This is a genomic window from Parapedobacter deserti, assembly GCF_042646065.1.
Lineage (GTDB): Bacteria > Bacteroidota > Bacteroidia > Sphingobacteriales > Sphingobacteriaceae > Parapedobacter > Parapedobacter deserti.
Map to the genome: position 1 here is coordinate 185,912 of NZ_JBHRTA010000062.1, position 15,290 is coordinate 201,201.

The 15,290-nt window shown below is 48.6% G+C and carries 18 protein-coding genes; 4 read left to right on the top strand and 14 right to left on the bottom strand.

Annotation, left to right across the window (positions count from 1 at the left end; all coding sequences use genetic code 11):
* Window positions 1–184: 184 nt before the first annotated feature.
* The 6 genes from ACFOET_RS20965 to ACFOET_RS20990 form a co-directional block, all read right to left on the bottom strand.
* Complete coding sequence (locus ACFOET_RS20965) at window positions 185–1,039, bottom strand: NmrA family NAD(P)-binding protein (protein WP_379026398.1); 855 nt, start codon at window positions 1,037–1,039, stop codon at window positions 185–187.
* Window positions 1,040–1,111: 72 nt separating this feature from the next.
* The gene (locus tag ACFOET_RS20970) at window positions 1,112–1,930 is read right to left on the bottom strand and encodes a DUF6597 domain-containing transcriptional factor (protein WP_379026400.1); all 819 of its coding nucleotides are present in this window, start codon (window positions 1,928–1,930) and stop codon (window positions 1,112–1,114) included.
* Window positions 1,931–2,108: 178 nt separating this feature from the next.
* Entirely contained in the window at window positions 2,109–2,510 is a 402-nt protein-coding gene (locus tag ACFOET_RS20975; RefSeq protein ID WP_379026402.1) for a VOC family protein, read from the bottom strand.
* A 10-nt stretch (window positions 2,511–2,520) separates the two neighbouring features.
* The gene (locus ACFOET_RS20980) at window positions 2,521–2,970 is read right to left on the bottom strand and encodes an SRPBCC family protein (RefSeq protein WP_379026404.1); all 450 of its coding nucleotides are present in this window, start codon (window positions 2,968–2,970) and stop codon (window positions 2,521–2,523) included.
* Window positions 2,971–3,016: 46 nt separating this feature from the next.
* Entirely contained in the window at window positions 3,017–3,391 is a 375-nt protein-coding gene (locus ACFOET_RS20985) for a DoxX family protein (RefSeq protein WP_379026406.1), read from the bottom strand.
* Between the two features lie 21 nt (window positions 3,392–3,412).
* The gene (locus ACFOET_RS20990) at window positions 3,413–3,835 is read right to left on the bottom strand and encodes an SRPBCC family protein (RefSeq protein WP_379026408.1); all 423 of its coding nucleotides are present in this window, start codon (window positions 3,833–3,835) and stop codon (window positions 3,413–3,415) included.
* Window positions 3,836–3,973: 138 nt separating this feature from the next.
* On the opposite strand from ACFOET_RS20990, the gene ACFOET_RS20995 reads away from it, so the two are divergent.
* The gene (locus ACFOET_RS20995) at window positions 3,974–4,951 is read left to right on the top strand and encodes a GlxA family transcriptional regulator (RefSeq protein WP_379026410.1); all 978 of its coding nucleotides are present in this window, start codon (window positions 3,974–3,976) and stop codon (window positions 4,949–4,951) included.
* A gap of 11 nt (window positions 4,952–4,962) precedes the next feature.
* On the opposite strand, the gene ACFOET_RS21000 is transcribed toward ACFOET_RS20995, so the two are convergent.
* On the bottom strand, window positions 4,963–5,229 hold the full coding sequence (locus tag ACFOET_RS21000) for a hypothetical protein (protein WP_379026412.1): 267 nt from the start codon (window positions 5,227–5,229) through the stop codon (window positions 4,963–4,965).
* A gap of 259 nt (window positions 5,230–5,488) precedes the next feature.
* Here ACFOET_RS21000 and ACFOET_RS21005 point away from each other — a divergent pair, with 259 nt between their 5' ends.
* Entirely contained in the window at window positions 5,489–6,163 is a 675-nt protein-coding gene (locus tag ACFOET_RS21005; RefSeq protein WP_379026414.1) for a hypothetical protein, read from the top strand.
* Between the two features lie 60 nt (window positions 6,164–6,223).
* On the opposite strand, the gene rmuC is transcribed toward ACFOET_RS21005, so the two are convergent.
* Complete coding sequence (rmuC, locus tag ACFOET_RS21010) at window positions 6,224–7,588, bottom strand: DNA recombination protein RmuC (RefSeq protein WP_379026416.1); 1,365 nt, start codon at window positions 7,586–7,588, stop codon at window positions 6,224–6,226.
* Window positions 7,589–7,594: 6 nt separating this feature from the next.
* Window positions 7,595–8,776 (bottom strand): formimidoylglutamase, encoded by a 1,182-nt coding sequence (locus ACFOET_RS21015; RefSeq protein WP_379026418.1) that lies wholly within the window; start codon window positions 8,774–8,776, stop codon window positions 7,595–7,597.
* A gap of 90 nt (window positions 8,777–8,866) precedes the next feature.
* On the opposite strand from ACFOET_RS21015, the gene ACFOET_RS21020 reads away from it, so the two are divergent.
* Together ACFOET_RS21020 and ACFOET_RS21025 are read left to right on the top strand one after the other, a co-directional pair.
* A complete protein-coding gene (locus tag ACFOET_RS21020) occupies window positions 8,867–9,853 on the top strand; it encodes an NAD-dependent epimerase/dehydratase family protein (protein WP_379026420.1) in 987 nt (328 codons plus the stop codon).
* Window positions 9,850–11,142 carry an HAD-IB family phosphatase gene (locus tag ACFOET_RS21025; RefSeq protein WP_379026422.1) on the top strand — a complete coding sequence of 431 codons (1,293 nt, stop codon included), beginning with the start codon at window positions 9,850–9,852 and terminating at the stop codon, window positions 11,140–11,142. Before ACFOET_RS21020 ends, ACFOET_RS21025 begins: the two co-directional genes overlap by 4 nt.
* On the opposite strand, the gene ACFOET_RS21030 is transcribed toward ACFOET_RS21025, so the two are convergent.
* The 5 genes from ACFOET_RS21030 to ACFOET_RS21050 all read right to left on the bottom strand — a co-directional run bounded on the left by ACFOET_RS21030 (window position 11,126) and on the right by ACFOET_RS21050 (window position 15,266).
* Entirely contained in the window at window positions 11,126–11,716 is a 591-nt protein-coding gene (locus tag ACFOET_RS21030; protein WP_379026424.1) for a 5-formyltetrahydrofolate cyclo-ligase, read from the bottom strand. The genes ACFOET_RS21025 and ACFOET_RS21030 overlap by 17 nt on opposite strands.
* Window positions 11,717–11,799: 83 nt before the next feature.
* On the bottom strand, window positions 11,800–12,360 hold the full coding sequence (gene efp / locus ACFOET_RS21035) for an elongation factor P (protein WP_379026426.1): 561 nt from the start codon (window positions 12,358–12,360) through the stop codon (window positions 11,800–11,802).
* 82 nt (window positions 12,361–12,442) lie between these two features.
* The gene (locus ACFOET_RS21040; protein ID WP_379026428.1) at window positions 12,443–13,063 is read right to left on the bottom strand and encodes an ABC transporter ATP-binding protein; all 621 of its coding nucleotides are present in this window, start codon (window positions 13,061–13,063) and stop codon (window positions 12,443–12,445) included.
* A gap of 2 nt (window positions 13,064–13,065) precedes the next feature.
* On the bottom strand, window positions 13,066–13,860 hold the full coding sequence (gene lpxA, locus ACFOET_RS21045; RefSeq protein WP_379026430.1) for an acyl-ACP--UDP-N-acetylglucosamine O-acyltransferase: 795 nt from the start codon (window positions 13,858–13,860) through the stop codon (window positions 13,066–13,068).
* Window positions 13,857–15,266, bottom strand: a complete 1,410-nt coding sequence (locus tag ACFOET_RS21050) for a bifunctional UDP-3-O-[3-hydroxymyristoyl] N-acetylglucosamine deacetylase/3-hydroxyacyl-ACP dehydratase (protein WP_379026432.1) — start codon at window positions 15,264–15,266, stop codon at window positions 13,857–13,859. The genes lpxA and ACFOET_RS21050 overlap by 4 nt, the downstream gene beginning before the upstream one ends.
* Window positions 15,267–15,290: the final 24 nt, after the last annotated feature.

The following is a 15,290-nucleotide window of genomic DNA, read 5'->3' on the forward strand; positions in this document are numbered from 1 at the left end:
TTGCCAGTCTAAGTAGCCGAATCGCTCACCAATGTGCCGTGTCAGAAAACCGGTTCGTCATTTCCCGATGCACTCCCAGGCCGCATTCCCTTAGCTATTAGTGTGAAAATATCATCCAATCGGGCGATATATCCCTTTTGATATGGTTAAAGCCGCAAAGCGGAGATTGTATTCCTGCACTATCTCACAATTCTTCAATATACATGCTGAGCCCCCTGCGCCTGCGCTCAAGTAATTTTTCCAACTGGTCATCCACGGCGGCGAATTCCCCGGCCCGAATACTTGCCGCCATGCTTACCGTGAAATCGATTTCATCCTGCGGCATGCCTGCTTTGCCAAGCTCGGCCACAAAAGCGTCTTCGGGAAGGTCATGATACGCCGCGTTTAACCCCTTTTCAGATTTGAGCAAGGTCGCTAAATCCTCGAACGAAAACGCCTCCTCGCCTGTAACTCGGTATTCGACGTCGTGATGCCGGTCCGGTTCGGTCAATACAACCGCGAGCGCTTCGGCAATGTCTTCACGACTCACAAAACTGATCTTCCCATTGCCTCCCGGATAATAGATTTGTCCGTCTTTCACTGCGCTCCCGATGAACAATGGGATGGTTTCGAAGTACATACTGTTCCGGAAAAAGGTAAACGTAAACCCGTGATTTTTGATGGCCTGCTCGGTTGCCATACAGGTCTGGCCTGCCAGGAAAATTGCGTCCGGTCCGGGAGAGAGCGTGCTGGTATATACAATGTGCCGCACACCTGCAGCCGCGGCGGCCCGCACCACATTGGATTCCTGCTGCGTTGCCACGGCTCCAGAGGTAGACGATGAAATCTGAAGCAGTGTCTCCACACCGTCCAGCGCTTTGACCAAAGCGGCCGTGTCTTCGTAGTCTGCTGTCTTGATGGCCATATCAGAACCTTTGTATCCCTCCAGTTTTTCGGGGTTCCGCACGATAGCTACCAAATTGCCCGCTGGTAATTTTTCAATGAGGCGGGAAAGGGTCAACTGCCCCAGGTGCCCGCTCGCTCCTGTTATTGCAATCATAGTTTCTATTATTTTCAACAAAACTATGAAGCGCGTCTGTCAAAAAATTGAACAAAGCCGCCAATGCTGAAATCAGAGGATCAGATGGGGGAAATTTGGCAACTGTTCGTTAAAGGCACGCGCATACTGCCGGGGCGAGCAGCCAACAAATGTCCTGAATGTGCGGATGAAATGTGGTTGGTCTGCGTAGCCGTGCATAAACGCCAGCTCCGTGAAGTTGACCGGTTGGCCTTCACGGAGCTGCTGCATCGCCGCCTGGAACTGGCAAATCCGGGAAAATAATTTCGGGGACACCCCGATAGCTTGTCGAAATTGGCGCTGGAAGGTCCGTTCCGAAATCCGTAGCTCCTGCTGCAATTCACGCAATTGCAAGCGGCCACCACTGACCGCTAGCAGCTTAGACGCGTATACGGCTTCAGCATCCAGCTTGGCCGAATTCCGCTCAACACGCCAGCGAAGGTAATCGGCCAGAATTTGGATCTGCCTGTCCGCTGCCGGAGTATTCAGAAGGCGCTCGATCAGTGACACGCCCGTCTTCTCATCAAGAGCATCTATTGCCACACAACGGTCTGTTAATTCATGGGCGGGCAATCCGAAGATAGACTGCAAGGCATTCGGATAAAAGTAGACACCAACGGACCTGAAACCGGAAGGGATGGTAATTTTGCTAGGGCGGATCGATTGGCCGTACAGATAACATGTGGGCAATGCATGGTTCCATTGTTGCGCCACGCCTGCCGATATCTCCTGAAAAATTAACCCCGGTAAGCCGTCAGCAATGGTGGTAAACGTATGATACGCTTTCGCATCCACACCGCCGCTATCCAATGTCCAGAAGTACTGAACATAGGGAAGCAGTGGCGGTGGAGGGGCGAATTTGCGGTATTTCATCAACCCAAAGGTACAAATCACCGAGCAAAACGCTTAAGATTGACGGCGCAATTATTTTATCGTTGTTAGCTTCCGATAGTTTTCTGCCTTTGATGTATTCACTCAGCGTCAATCCAGAAAGATAAAAGAATATCTTTTCTTAAACGAAAGTCTGAAACACCTGCATAGTTGGCAACCGCTAAACGCCCAATACCCACCTCACTTCAAAAGCGTCAATTATCTCAACGAGTTTTTGGTCATCACTATTTGTAAAAAGGAAGTCCTTTTGCTTTATTACCAGCATTTCAATAAGCTGCCTTCTATCATCAGGATCCGGGCAGTGAAGATAAATGGACATGTAATTCCCGAGTGTTCTTCCTTCGTTGTGTACCAGATCCGAACCGTGAATGACTATGCGGTCAGAAACTAGCGTCCCACTAACAACGGGCATTTCTGTGTAACCTTGCAAATCCCCTTCGAACGTTTCAAATTGCAAAGTGCCGCCAAAGCAGGCTTGGTAGTAGGTGAGCGCTTTCCTACAGTTACCAGAAAAGGTGACAAAGATCGCACTCACTATTTTACCACTGTTATCGTCAATCATGTCAGGCTAATCAGGCATCAGGAATTTCCGGTTCTACAAGCTTTATCAGTTTCTCCAGCGATTCCTGCCAGCCTAAATAACACATTTCAGGTGGTATTGCTGCAGGAATCCCTTCCTGTACCACTTTTAGTTCGGTGCCGCACGAAACTTCATTCAACCAGATCGTTGTTGTTATTTTTCCGGGCAAGCCGGGGTCGTCAAACGTATCGGTGTATTTAATAAATTCATTTCGTTTTATTTCAAGAAACGTACCGCCAAAAGAATGGCCATTCCCCGTACTGAAATTAATAAACGTCATGTGGTACTTCCCTCCTTCTTTAAACTCCATATGCTGTACTGTGCATATAAAGCCATAAGGTGGCAGCCAACTAGAATAGGCAGTGGAATCCGAGAACGCGCGAAATACCTTTTCCGGACTTGCCTTGATTACCCTGTGTAAGGAAACAGAATTAGTTGTCATCTTATCGAAATTTAATGGTGATTAATTGTTTTGTTTGATATTTCTCTTAGCCGTTGGGCTGAATTTTATTGTTATATATGTAAGAAACGGCAAGGATGCCGAGCACCACCAACGGCATCAGCATAAATCCAATGTTTTTGTCCACGGCTGCATGACTGATGAACGCAAAAATTAGGTTAAATGTGAGTCCTGCGTATGCCCATTCCTTTAGCTTACCTGGTGTTTTAGGCAATGTAATCGCTAATGCCCCAAGTACTTTGCCGATGATAAGCGTATAGGCAAAGTAGTCTGGATAGCCCAAAGGTTTCGTACCTGCGTTCACATACTGTGGCGCAAATAGCAGGGTACCAAGTGGCATTACCCCTTCCCAAAGGACAATGATGATCGTTGCGACCCAAAAGATGATTTTATTCTTTTTCACGTTATTCGTTATTAATGATTATCAATTCGTTGATTCGACATATTTCACAAAGTTGTCTAAGATCGCCTGCCACCCTTGTTTCTGAAACTCCGGGTCATTTTCTGTTTCCGCATCAAAAGTGGTTTTTATTTTCGTTTCACTATTTTGTGCGGCAAACGATGTGGTGGCCCTTCTCCCATCAGTCATGGTGTAAGTGATTTCTCGATACAATTCTACTTGGCCATAAATGCCCTCGAAGTCAAAACCGAAGCTGCCATCCTTGGCTTCCATCCTGTTTTTGAACTTGCCGCCTACCCTCAGGTCGTTTTCGCTGCGCGGGCAATGCCAACTTCGGTCTGGACTGTTCCATTGCATAATGTCGCTTGGCGTATTCCAAGCTTTCCAAACTTCTGCTACGGGAGCATTTACCGTTGCTTCTACCGTAATTCTTGTTACCTGTGCCATTGTTTTTGATGTTGTTTGTTAAATTTTACAGTTCAAAAGTACAATAGGGCGACCGATTGCAGCTGTTGTGAAAATGACAACTGTAGGGGTGTATTATGACAAACTATTTTTTATCTTGCGCCATATTATCTTGTTGATATGCAGATCTCTGTCTTTGTACCGGAATATGGGGTAATTGAAGCCGTTACACCGCCATTCAGAACCTTCCATACTGCCAATGAATTTTTAACCACATTTGGCAAAAAGCCCATCTTCAAGGTGGAATATGTCGGCCTGAGAGAATTCGTACCCGCTAACAATGGCGAATACATGATAAAAACCGATCGGTTGCTTAAAGATGTGGCTGAAACGGACTTACTGATCATCCCACCTACTTTTGGTGATGTCGCCACCGGGATTAGAGCTAATGCTGAAGCGATACCCTATTTCAAAAAGCTACACGAGAAGGGTACGAGTCTTGCCAGCTTGTGTATCGGTGCGTTTCTTTTAGCTGAAACCGGTTTACTTAATGGTAAAAAATGTTCTACACATTGGGCTTATATCAACGAGTTTAAAGAAAGATACCCTGATGTAGCGGTGGAGGACGGGGCTATCATTACCGAGCATGGTAATATTTACAGCAGCGGTGGGGCAAGCAGCCTGTGGAATTTGATATTATACCTGGTTGAAAAGTTTGCAGATAGGGAAACAGCCGTAATGATTTCAAAATATTTTGCATTAGATATCGGGCGGGATAGTCAATCCCAATTCGCTATATTCAAAGGTCAACGGAACCACGGTGACGATGATATTAAAACAGTACAGGATTATATTGAAAATCACTATCATGATAAAATAAAAATAGATACGTTGGCAAACCTTATTAATACGGGCCGCCGAACTTTTGAAAGGCGATTTAAGGACGCTACCAACAATACACCTATAGAGTACATACAAAGGGTAAGGATAGAAGCGGCCAAAAATTTTTTCGAAGCATCAAGAAAGAATGTAACCGAGATCATGTTTGATGTAGGTTATACAGATACGAAAGCGTTCAGAGATATATTCAAAAAGATTACGGGGCTTACTCCTTTTGAGTACAGGAATAAGTTTGCAAGGGTGGCAAATGAGGTGTAACGTATAACAGGCTAGTCCGCTGAATTTACGTTTTCTGAGGCGCCACGGTTATAATACGCCCAGGCGAGGTCCACAAGCTCCGCATCTAAAACTGATCCGTCTGCCATCTCGGCGAGATACATGCCGCCGAGGTCATCGTAAACGATGGATTCGGTGACTTGCTGCATGCCTACAGGGATGGATTCAGTAGGCAGGAATTTCACCTCTTTTCCGGTTTCAGTATGTTTGACGTATATCGTTGATTCGTCGTCGCTTTGTTTAATCTCAAATGGTTCCATTATCTCCTCGCGCTTTATATTCCTTAAACTAACAAACAACGGAGCCGGATGTTGCAGATTTATTTGAAATTCCTTATCCCCCGCTTTATATGCGTCGAAAATCCCTGAAAATGGGGAGAATCGGGACTTCTGTTTTCGGGAGCGCAATAACCCGAGCTCTCGCTTAATTTTTTTAACATTGTTTGTTATCCAAAACGATTATCCTTGTATAAAAAGACATCTTTGCCTAAGTTTGAGCGCCCTTGTTAATCTCGGCATTATGAAAGTACGTATATATATCACTTTGTTATTTGGCTGTCTGACGGCGGGGTCGCTCGCTGTTCACGCGCAACCCGTGATGAGCGCTCAGCATGTAATCTTTGAAGACAATTATGCGAACGACGCCGAGGGGCGTATGCCAGGCTATTGGAAGACACATGGCACCGGTGCAACGGTAACGGTAGCGGGCGTTCCCGGAAAGTGGCTGAAAATGAACGACCGGACGTCTTACCAATTGGACACCTTGTTGGAACTGCCGGAAAAATTTACACTGGAATTCGAACTGCTCACACGGTCTGATAATGCTAAAGACCTGCGCGACATCCACTTTGGCTTTACCAAAAGTCCTACGCCCAAGAGCTACATCTATGGTGTGCAGAATGACCCTACCATCGTTGTGACAAAATTGCAGTATTTCTATAATGCGGTCAGTTCAACCAGCTTTGATACCGGCGTAAAAAACCGGGAGAATTTCCCGCTGGATGACCTGGGGAATGCGCGTATTCCCATCGTCGTGGAGGTAAACGGACAGCAGATGCGCGTGCTTGTAAACCAACAGGCTGTGCTTGATACAGAGGCCTTGAAAGTGGAAAGCCCGAAACACTTTTATATTAGCAACGATAATTCACGAAACGGCGCTCAGTTTTACTTCGGCAACTTCCGTATCACCCGATAAGCGCCAACCTGGATAGCTTCCGTACTGTGTTGCTGGATTGCCGCCAAGCGTTGATGCTGTTCACTCTTCGCTATCCAACAAGCCACTGTCGATCTGTTTGCTTGCCCTGGCGCCCAGCTTCTTCAGTTTTTCCACTTTATTGATGAGGTTGCCCGGCCCGGTACCGAGTTTCTTGGTAGCTTCTTCATGCGCACGCGCAGCTCGGCTCAGCTGCTCACCGATCTTGCTCATGTCTTGCAGAAAACCGACAAACTTGTCATACAAGGCGCCGGCTTCTTTGGCGATTTCCATCACATTGCGTGTCTGCCGCTCCTGCTTCCACATGCTGGCGATGGTGCGCAATGTGGCCAGTAACGTGGAGGGGCTGACGATGACCACACGGCGGTCCCATGCATCGCTGAACAGGTCTGCTTTATAGGTGATGGACAAACTGAAGGCAGACTCGATCGGCATGAACAGTAAAACAAAGTCGGGCGAGTTGATCTGGTAGAGATCATGGTAGTTTTTGGCGGAAAGGCTTTTTACATGATGCTCCACAGATTGGATATGCAACTTGGCGTAGCGTTCGCGATCTTCGTCTGTTTCGGCGTTAACCCACTGCTCATAGGCCAGCAGCGATACTTTAGCATCGACCACAAGGTGTTTTTCATCTGGCAAGTCAATAATGGCGTCGGGCAGCAGGCGCCTGCCATCTTCGTCCATCATGGCGGTCTGCAGCCGGTATTCGCGGTCCTTAACCAAGCCAGACCGTTCCAGCACCCGCTCAAGAATCACTTCGCCCCAATTGCCCTGCTTCTTACTATCACCGCGAAGCGCGCGGGTGAGACTGTTAGCCTCGTCTTTGATGCGAAGGCTTTGCTCCATAAGCTGTTCTACCACGCCTTTTAGCGTGTTGCGCTCAGCCGCCTCAGTTTGGTAACTTTTCTCTACTTTTTCTTCAAACGCCTTGATCTTTTCTTTTAAGGGATTCAAAATCTGGTCAAGGGATTTGCTGTTGGTTTCGGTGAATTTTTGGGTTTTCTCTTCAAGGATCTTATTGGCGATGACTTGAAATTCTGTATTGAACTGCTGCTTGATGGCTTCGATTTCTGCCTTCTGTTCGTGCAATTTTTCCTGCTGGGATTCATAATGGGCCTTGGCGTTTGCCAGCGATCTTTCGGCCTGTGCCAACCGCTCACGCTCCTGCTGCAATTCGCCGTGCAGTCGTTGCTGATCCGCTCGCAGCATCGCCGTGATCCGCTCTTTTTCAGCAGCGAGGCTCTCCACCTGCTGCTCTGCCCGGGCCAGTTTAAGGGCTAATGCATCCCTTTCCGCACGCAGCGCTTCAACATCGGATCCTTGAGCCACCTGTTGGGGTCGTTTGAAAAGCAAGACAACCGCAATAATCAGGATGATACCCGCAATGACAATAAGGTATAATTCCATGGCAAGCTAAGTCAGCTTCTGGTGCGTTTTCCACCACAGGTCGGGCATCTCTCCCGACACTGCCGTTTGATAATCCTCATAGCGACATGGAACAAGGTGATACCGCTCGTTTACTGACCTGCCACCTGGATAAGGTACTTGCATCCACCAGCGGTCGGATTTTTTGCTTTTCACGAATACCAGTTCGTACGCATCGTCATGCAGCGTAGTGCGGTAGGTGATGTATGCCGATTTGGGAACCAGCGGAGCGTCGTGTTTACGGCTGTAAAAGCCGTCTATGAAATACCAAATCATCTGAGAAAGGAGAATGGCCGTTTGCTCTCGGCTATCCAGGGCCGGGTTATATTCATAAAAACCGATAGAGGTGAGCTTATCGCTCATACCTGCGTACCGGCAGATTTGGCAGGCTTCATGTCCAAACAGCCCATTAGGTGTAACGTAGGCGCTGCCCGGTGCATCCGAAAACCGTATGGCGCTGATATCGAAGCTCACCATGTCTGCCGCGCGGATGATGGGCTCGACGTGGTCGACCTTTCCGGCGATGAGACCAAGGCGCATGGTGTTGAAATAAAGCTTGTCATACATGGCTATAGACTCCTTGCTGGCAAAATAAGTTTGATAAGCAAGGCTGCTCAGGTTGAATAGGTAGTCCGGCTCGTGCAGAATAATGTGATTGAGGTAGGTTTGTGAGTTAAGCGGTGCGCTTTCCGTGTTTTCCTGATCCAGGTCAAAGCGGGAATCAATGACAGAGACTTCGACTTTTTGCTCAAGCTTTTCGTACGCAAGGTACTGTGCGTAGGTGAGGTCTTGCCCACCTCCGATGATAACGGGCACAATACCCGATCTGATCAGCTCGTTGCATACCGTCTTTACCGCGGCATAAGTGTCTGTGACGGTCTCGCCCGGCATGATGTTGCCAAGATCGGCCAACCTCAAGTTGTACTCACCCTGGTAGAGTGTGTACAGGTGTTTCCGTACCGCTTCGGCTGCATCAGCACACCCTTGGTTGCCGACAGCCATCCGGCCGTCCATAACCCCGAAAAGTGCAATATCCGGCCTGTCATCTTCCAAATCCGGAAACCCTTTGTCATGGACGCGTACCGAAGCGCCGATTTGCGAATGGAACAACCCGCCCTCCGGCGTGAAATGTGGGAGGGAAACTGAGGAAAAAAAAACTGACAGGGACATGATCGTTGTTCGTTGCTTGGCAAAATAATTCCACAAATATCCATTTATTACCTTACTTTTGGAAGCATAATTGTCAACTATTCTAAGACGGTGGTTTTAGTTACAGGTGGTACCGGATTTCTTGGATCAACACTCATCAAGCGACTCATTGCTGCAGGAAATACCGTCCGCGCTACGAAGCGGGCAGCATCTGCCATACCTCATGCACTGATGGGTCTCCCTGGATTGGAGTGGGTAGATGCCGATGTAACCGACTTCTTCGCATTGAGCGACGCCTTTGACGGGGTAGACAAGGTATACCACTGCGCGGCGATGATTTCCTTCCACGCCGCTGACAAAAAAAAGCTGATGTCGATAAATGTGGAGGGTACCGCAAATATTGTCGCCCTGGCGCTGGAACACCGCGTCAGATTGTTACATGTCAGCTCGATCGCTGCTGTTGGCCGGGCGAAAAACGGGCGAGAAACCACTGAAAAGGATCTTTGGGAGTACGGCCCTGAACAGCCGGGTTATGCTATTGCGAAATACGAGGCGGAGATGGAAGTATGGCGGGGCATCGCCGAAGGGTTGAATGCGGTAATTGTAAATCCCTCACTCATCATCGGCGCCACGTCCCGTAGGGAGGGAAATGGCACCAGCGGCTCCATCTTCCTCCAGCTCCACAATGGCCTCAATTTCTACACCGATGGGTCGGTAGGGCTCATTGATGTGGAAGATGCGGCTAAAGCGATGTTGCTGTTGATGGAAAACCCAGCGATATCAGGGCAACGGTTTTTGTTGACACATGTAAATATGCCGCATAAGGAGCTACTGGAAAGATGCAGTCGCCGCCTGGGCAGACCGGCGCCGAAATACCGGGCCACACCGTGGATGCTCGGCATAGCATGGCGCTTTGCGGCGGTTTGGTCGCTATTTACAAGGAAACGTCCGCTGCTGACGCGAGAGACAGCCAGATCGGCAAACCGGCAAGCGCGTTTTTCCAACAAAAAATTAGTGGATGCGACGGGCATTACATTCAAGTCGATAGACGAGACATTGGATGAAATTTGTAGGGAATTATTAACAATACCAAATTGAAAAGCTACTACATTATTGATTTTGACAGTACCTTCACCCAGGTGGAGGCGCTGGATGAACTGGCAAGGATTTCGCTGGCTAACCATCCGGCGAAAGACTTAATCTATGAAGAAATTGAACGGCTTACCAACTTGTCGATGAATGGGCAGCTGTCTTTCCGGGACAGCCTTGCCGGACGCATCAAACTGTTGCAGGCTAACCGCGAGCACTTGGCGCGATTGATCTGGGTGCTGAAGAAAAAGGTGTCGCTGTCTTTTTCGCGGAATAAGGATTTCTTCAGAAAGAACGCAGACAGTGTGCTCATCGTCTCGGGCGGTTTCAAGGAGTTTATCTTTCCGGTGGTTATCCCCTACCACATCAAACGGGAAAATGTCTACGCCAACACCTTTACGTTTGATGAGCAAGGCAATATCACAGGTTATGATGAGACCAATCCGCTGTCCGAAGAAGGTGGTAAGGTCAAGCTACTGCGCCAATTGCAGCTCCCGGGCAAAATATATGGCATAGGAGACGGTTATTCGGATTTCCAGCTGAAGGAGTCGGGGCTCATCGAGCGGTTCTTTGCTTTTACCGAAAACATAGAACGGAAAAGCGTATCCGAAAAAGCAGACCACGTAACCCCCAGCTTTGACGAATTCCTCTATGTGAATGACCTTCCACGGGCGATATCCTATCCTAAAAACCGTATTCTTTGCCTCATCGTCGGCGATGTGCCCGAGATAGCAGCACATATCCTCAAGCGTGATGGCTTTTCCGTCCGCGTAAAACAGACCTTTGAGGAAAAGTACGTGCCGGATGTGGGTATGCTGCTACTGGGCAAGGACGTCAGACTGGACGACGGGCAGCTGACACGAGCCGACAAACTCAAAACCATCGGCTACTTGGGTGACAGCAAACACCGCCTAAACCGAGACATTTGCAACGAAAAGGGGATCGTGCTGTTTGACGACAAAAAGGGGAAAAAGCGCAATAGTGAATTTATACCCCGGCGAATGGCAGCCTTTATTAATAAAGGCGACACTTACATGAGCCGCAACTTTCCCAACCTCATACTGCCTAAAATAGAGAAAGCGCATCGGCTCCTCCACATCCACCGCAATGTACCCGGCGTGATGGCACAGATCAACAACGTTTTTGCAGAAAATAAAATCAACATCGTAGCTCAATTTTTGATGACCAAAGGGCCCATCGGGTATGCTGTGACGGATGTGGACACGCAATATGATAAAAAACTGCTCAATCAGTTGCGACAGACGGATAATACCATCAAGTTCAGGGTGTTGTATTGAAATGCCAGATTCGGTACGGTGTGACGCAGGCATCAAGCGGTATGTCGTAGGCGTCTATCCCGGTAATGGCCGGCTCTGCATCAAACAGCGAAAGGCCGATTTTGGCCGTTTCAGGCCTGCACTCGGCGAGAAAACGGTCATAGAACCCTTTTCCATATCCCACGCGGTTGCCACGTGTGTCAAAAGCTAGCAGTGGCACAAAGACCGCATCGACTTCCTGCGGGGCAACGGCCGTACCACCTTCCGGTTCTGGGATTCCCCAATGATTGAGAGACAAAGTGGTATTTTCATTCCAAACAACATGCTGCAGCCCGAAGCTCCCACCGGCGGTTCTGGGGAGCACCAAACGGATATGGGGATGTTTCCGTTTTAAGCTTTGCGCCAGTGTGCGCGTATCAGGCTCGCGGTTGCCTTCGATGGGCAGAAAAAGATGTATCGTTGCAAACTGGCTGACGTCCAGTGTTTCGACCCGTGCCACCAAGGCCCGATTCAGCGACTGATATTGATCTATGGAAAGGTTGATTCGTTTTTCACGGTATATTTTCCTGAGTGCTTGTTTGGAGGTCGGATACATCGCTTGCTCTATAAAAAATCGGCCTTGAAGCGGGGAGCCCCAAGACCGAATAATCAACCTAAACCTAAAAATTTGATACCTATCTATTTTACCCGCTCGATGTAATCACCTGAGCGCGTGTCTATTTTCACTTTGTCTCCTTGGTTCACAAAAAGCGGCACTTTGATCTCTACTCCTGTCTCCACCGTGGCATTTTTCAATGCGTTGTTGGAGGTATCTCCCTTCACTGCTGGCTCGGTGTACGTCACCTCTAACTCTACCGTTGTCGGCGCCTGCGCCATGATCGGTTCTTCACTTTCCATCGCCACAATCACCTGCATCCCCTCTTTCAAAAAACGTGCCGAACTCCCAAAGAGGTGCTTAGGAATATTGAATTGCTCGAAGGTGGCATTATCCATGACCACAAAGGTATCTCCGTCTTCATATAGGTATTGATAATCGCTGGTTTCTACACGAGCAATTTCAACCTCCTCGTCCGTTCGGAAGCGGTATTCTACCAGCTTTCCAGTTTTCACGTTGCGCATTTTCGCTTGGTAAAACGCCCTGAGGTTGCCGGGTGTACGATGAATGAATTCATCTACAGACACCAGCTCACCGTTGAAACGTAAAATATTGCCGGTTTTTACTTCTGAAGCTTTGGCCATGATTAAAATATTACTGTGTCGTCAATGTAGGCACAAAGATATAAAACACGCCGTCCATTTACAAAAAACAGACAAAAAGCGGTCAGGCTTTATAATGGGTTACGTCTATAGTATGATCGCAGAAGTCGTACTCTCGTTCATGATTGGAGCAGACCAGCAGCAGGCGGCCACCACTCGTTTCCCGGACGAGATGCTGGTACCATGCTACACCTTTTTGGTCCAGGTTCGTCGTAGGCTCATCCAACAGGAGTAGCGGCACATCGGCACAACAGGCCAGTGAGAGCTTTACCCGTTGCTTCATGCCGGAGGAGAAATACTTGATTGGTCTGTCTTTTGCCCTATCTAGCCCCATCAGTTCCAATAGGGCCTGTTCGTCAAAGCCTTGGAGGTAAGCTTTGTGCGAAAAGTGGAACCGTATCTGCTCCACAAGCGTGAATTCTTCAACAAGTTCCATGTAAGGTGCCGCCAGTGAAAGATGACGATAGACCTGATCAGGCTCAACGTTACCATGTCTTGAAGTATAGCTAACACTACCTGCGGAGGGTGTAAGACTCGAAGCGATCACCTGAAGCAAGGTCGATTTGCCCGAACCATTGGGCCCTAGTATGGCGTAGCTTCGCCCCACCTTAAAGGAATAGTCCAAACGTCGGAAAATCCAGTCCCGGTTGAATCGCCTGCCGATATTTTCCAGGATAATGTCCATGGCTAAAGCATGCCCTTGCTCTGGCCAAACCCTTTCATCACGCCGCGATTGGAACTGCGCACAAAATCGAGTATCTCATCGCGTATTTCCGTGGGTTTATACTCCGCTTCAATGATATCCAAGGCTTTGGTGAGGTTGTTGTTCTTAACAAACAGCACACGGTAAATATCCTGTATCTCGTTAATCTGATTAGAAGAAAATCCTCTTCGCCGCAGACCGACGGAATTGATGCCCACATAAGACAGGGGCTCGCGCGCAGCTTTCACAAACGGCGGCACGTCCTTACGGACGAGTGAGCCTCCCGCGATGAAGGCATGGGACCCAATATGGCAAAACTGGTGCACGGCCACGAGCCCTGCCAACACCACATAATCGCCTACAATGATATGGCCCGCCAGCGTAGTGCTGTTGGAAAAAATGCAGTTGTCTCCTACGATGCAGTCGTGCGCAATGTGGCTATATGCCTGAATCAGACAGTTTTTGCCGATGACGGTTTTCCACTTGTCCTTTGTTGCCCTGTTTACCGTCACACACTCCCGTATGGTGGTGTTGTCGCCTATTTCCGCCGTCGTTTCCTCCCCATCAAATTTAAGGTCTTGCGGAATCGCTGATATAACCGCCCCTGGAAATATCCGGCAATTTTTGCCGATACGGGCACCATCCATGATGGTTACGTTGGAACCGATCCACGTACCCTCTTCGATCACGACGTCTTTATGGATGGTGACGAAGGGCTCGATAACCACATTGCCTGCGATTTTAGCCTGCGGATGTATGTATGCTAATGGTTGGATCATGATGCTTGGCTCTCTTTAACTTTTACAATCTGCGCCATCAGTTCTGCTTCCACAACCACCTTCTCACCGACCATTCCTATACCTTTCATCTGCGCGATGCCCCTGCGGATGGGCTCCAGCAAATCACAGCGAAAAATAATGGTATCTCCGGGGTTTACCTGAGCCTTGAACCGTGCATTTTCTATCTTGAGAAACAGCGTCAGGTAGTTTTCCGGATCAGGCACGGTGCTCAATACCAGTATTCCGCCGGTTTGGGCCATCGCTTCGATCTGCAGAACACCGGGAAAGACGGGGGCATCAGGGAAATGTCCCATAAAAAGATCTTCGTTCATCGTGACGTTTTTCAACCCCACGACATGCGTTTTAGTCAGTTCCAATATTTTATCCACCATCAAGAACGGCTGCCGATGTGGCAATATCTTCATGATCTGCACGGTATCGTACAGCGGTAGCGTGTTAGGGTCGTATACCTTGACATATTTACGCCCTTTTTCTTTCCTTATCTGCGCTTTTATCTTTTTGGCAAACGCCACATTGGCCGCATGCCCCGGTCTCGCAGCCATGATGTGCCCCTTGATAGGGCGTCCCACCAATGCGAGATCGCCAATCATATCGAGCAACTTGTGACGCGCGGGCTCATTCTGATGGCGGAGTTCGATGTTGTCCAGTATCCCTTCTTTGGCCACGTCAATATCCTCGCGGTTGAACAGTTTCGCGAGGTGCCGCAACTCATCTTTACTAACCTCCTTGTCGACTACAACGATAGCATTGTTGAGGTCGCCGCCCTTAATCAAATTATTCTTTAGTAACATTTCCAGCTCATGCAGGAAGCAAAAGGTGCGTGCAGAGGAAATATCCTTGGGAAACTCATCGATATTGCTGATCGAAGCGTGTTGGCTGCCTAACACCGGAGAGTTGAAGTCAATCATGCAGGTAAAGCGGTACCCATCCAAAGGCATTGCGACCATCTCGACCTTTCTTTCCGGCTCAGTATGATGGATGTTATGTGGAATTTCATAATAATCTCGGTCCGCTTCCTGATCCATATACCCCACTTGTTCAATGGCTTTTACAAACGGTGCCGAACTGCCGTCCATGATCGGCACTTCAGGGCCATCAATATCGATGAGCACATTGTCAATCTGCAACCCCACGAGCGCGGCCATCAGGTGTTCGATTGTGCTGACACTGGCCCCGCTTTGAGAGATCGTGGTACCACGCGAGGTGTCAGACACATTGTCGGCATCTACCAGTACGGTGGGCTGGTTTTCGAGGTCAACACGTCTAAACCTGTACCAATGATGCTCGGGCGCCGGCTTTAGGGTCATGGTTACCGGTTTACCGGTGTGGAGGCCAACCCCCGAAATAATGATTTCTGATTTGATTGTTCGCTGTTTTACGTTCATCGTTGTCAATTGGCTTATCGGCTT

Bases quoted from the DNA above. Each gene is read 5' to 3' on its own strand.
- ACFOET_RS20965 (WP_379026398.1), bottom strand. From the start codon at position 1,039: ATGATTGCAATAACAGGAGCGAGCGGGCACCTGGGGCAGTTGACCCTT.
- ACFOET_RS20970 (WP_379026400.1), bottom strand. From the start codon at position 1,930: ATGAAATACCGCAAATTCGCCCCTCCACCGCCACTGCTTCCCTATGTT.
- ACFOET_RS20975 (WP_379026402.1), bottom strand. From the start codon at position 2,510: ATGATTGACGATAACAGTGGTAAAATAGTGAGTGCGATCTTTGTCACC.
- ACFOET_RS20980 (WP_379026404.1), bottom strand. From the start codon at position 2,970: ATGACAACTAATTCTGTTTCCTTACACAGGGTAATCAAGGCAAGTCCG.
- ACFOET_RS20990 (WP_379026408.1), bottom strand. From the start codon at position 3,835: ATGGCACAGGTAACAAGAATTACGGTAGAAGCAACGGTAAATGCTCCC.
- ACFOET_RS20995 (WP_379026410.1), top strand. From the start codon at position 3,974: ATGCAGATCTCTGTCTTTGTACCGGAATATGGGGTAATTGAAGCCGTT.
- ACFOET_RS21000 (WP_379026412.1), bottom strand. From the start codon at position 5,229: ATGGAACCATTTGAGATTAAACAAAGCGACGACGAATCAACGATATAC.
- ACFOET_RS21005 (WP_379026414.1), top strand. From the start codon at position 5,489: ATGAAAGTACGTATATATATCACTTTGTTATTTGGCTGTCTGACGGCG.
- rmuC (WP_379026416.1), bottom strand. From the start codon at position 7,588: ATGGAATTATACCTTATTGTCATTGCGGGTATCATCCTGATTATTGCG.
- ACFOET_RS21015 (WP_379026418.1), bottom strand. From the start codon at position 8,776: ATGTCCCTGTCAGTTTTTTTTTCCTCAGTTTCCCTCCCACATTTCACG.
- ACFOET_RS21030 (WP_379026424.1), bottom strand. From the start codon at position 11,716: ATGTATCCGACCTCCAAACAAGCACTCAGGAAAATATACCGTGAAAAA.
- efp (WP_379026426.1), bottom strand. From the start codon at position 12,360: ATGGCCAAAGCTTCAGAAGTAAAAACCGGCAATATTTTACGTTTCAAC.
- ACFOET_RS21040 (WP_379026428.1), bottom strand. From the start codon at position 13,063: ATGGACATTATCCTGGAAAATATCGGCAGGCGATTCAACCGGGACTGG.
- lpxA (WP_379026430.1), bottom strand. From the start codon at position 13,860: ATGATCCAACCATTAGCATACATACATCCGCAGGCTAAAATCGCAGGC.
- ACFOET_RS21050 (WP_379026432.1), bottom strand. From the start codon at position 15,266: ATGAACGTAAAACAGCGAACAATCAAATCAGAAATCATTATTTCGGGG.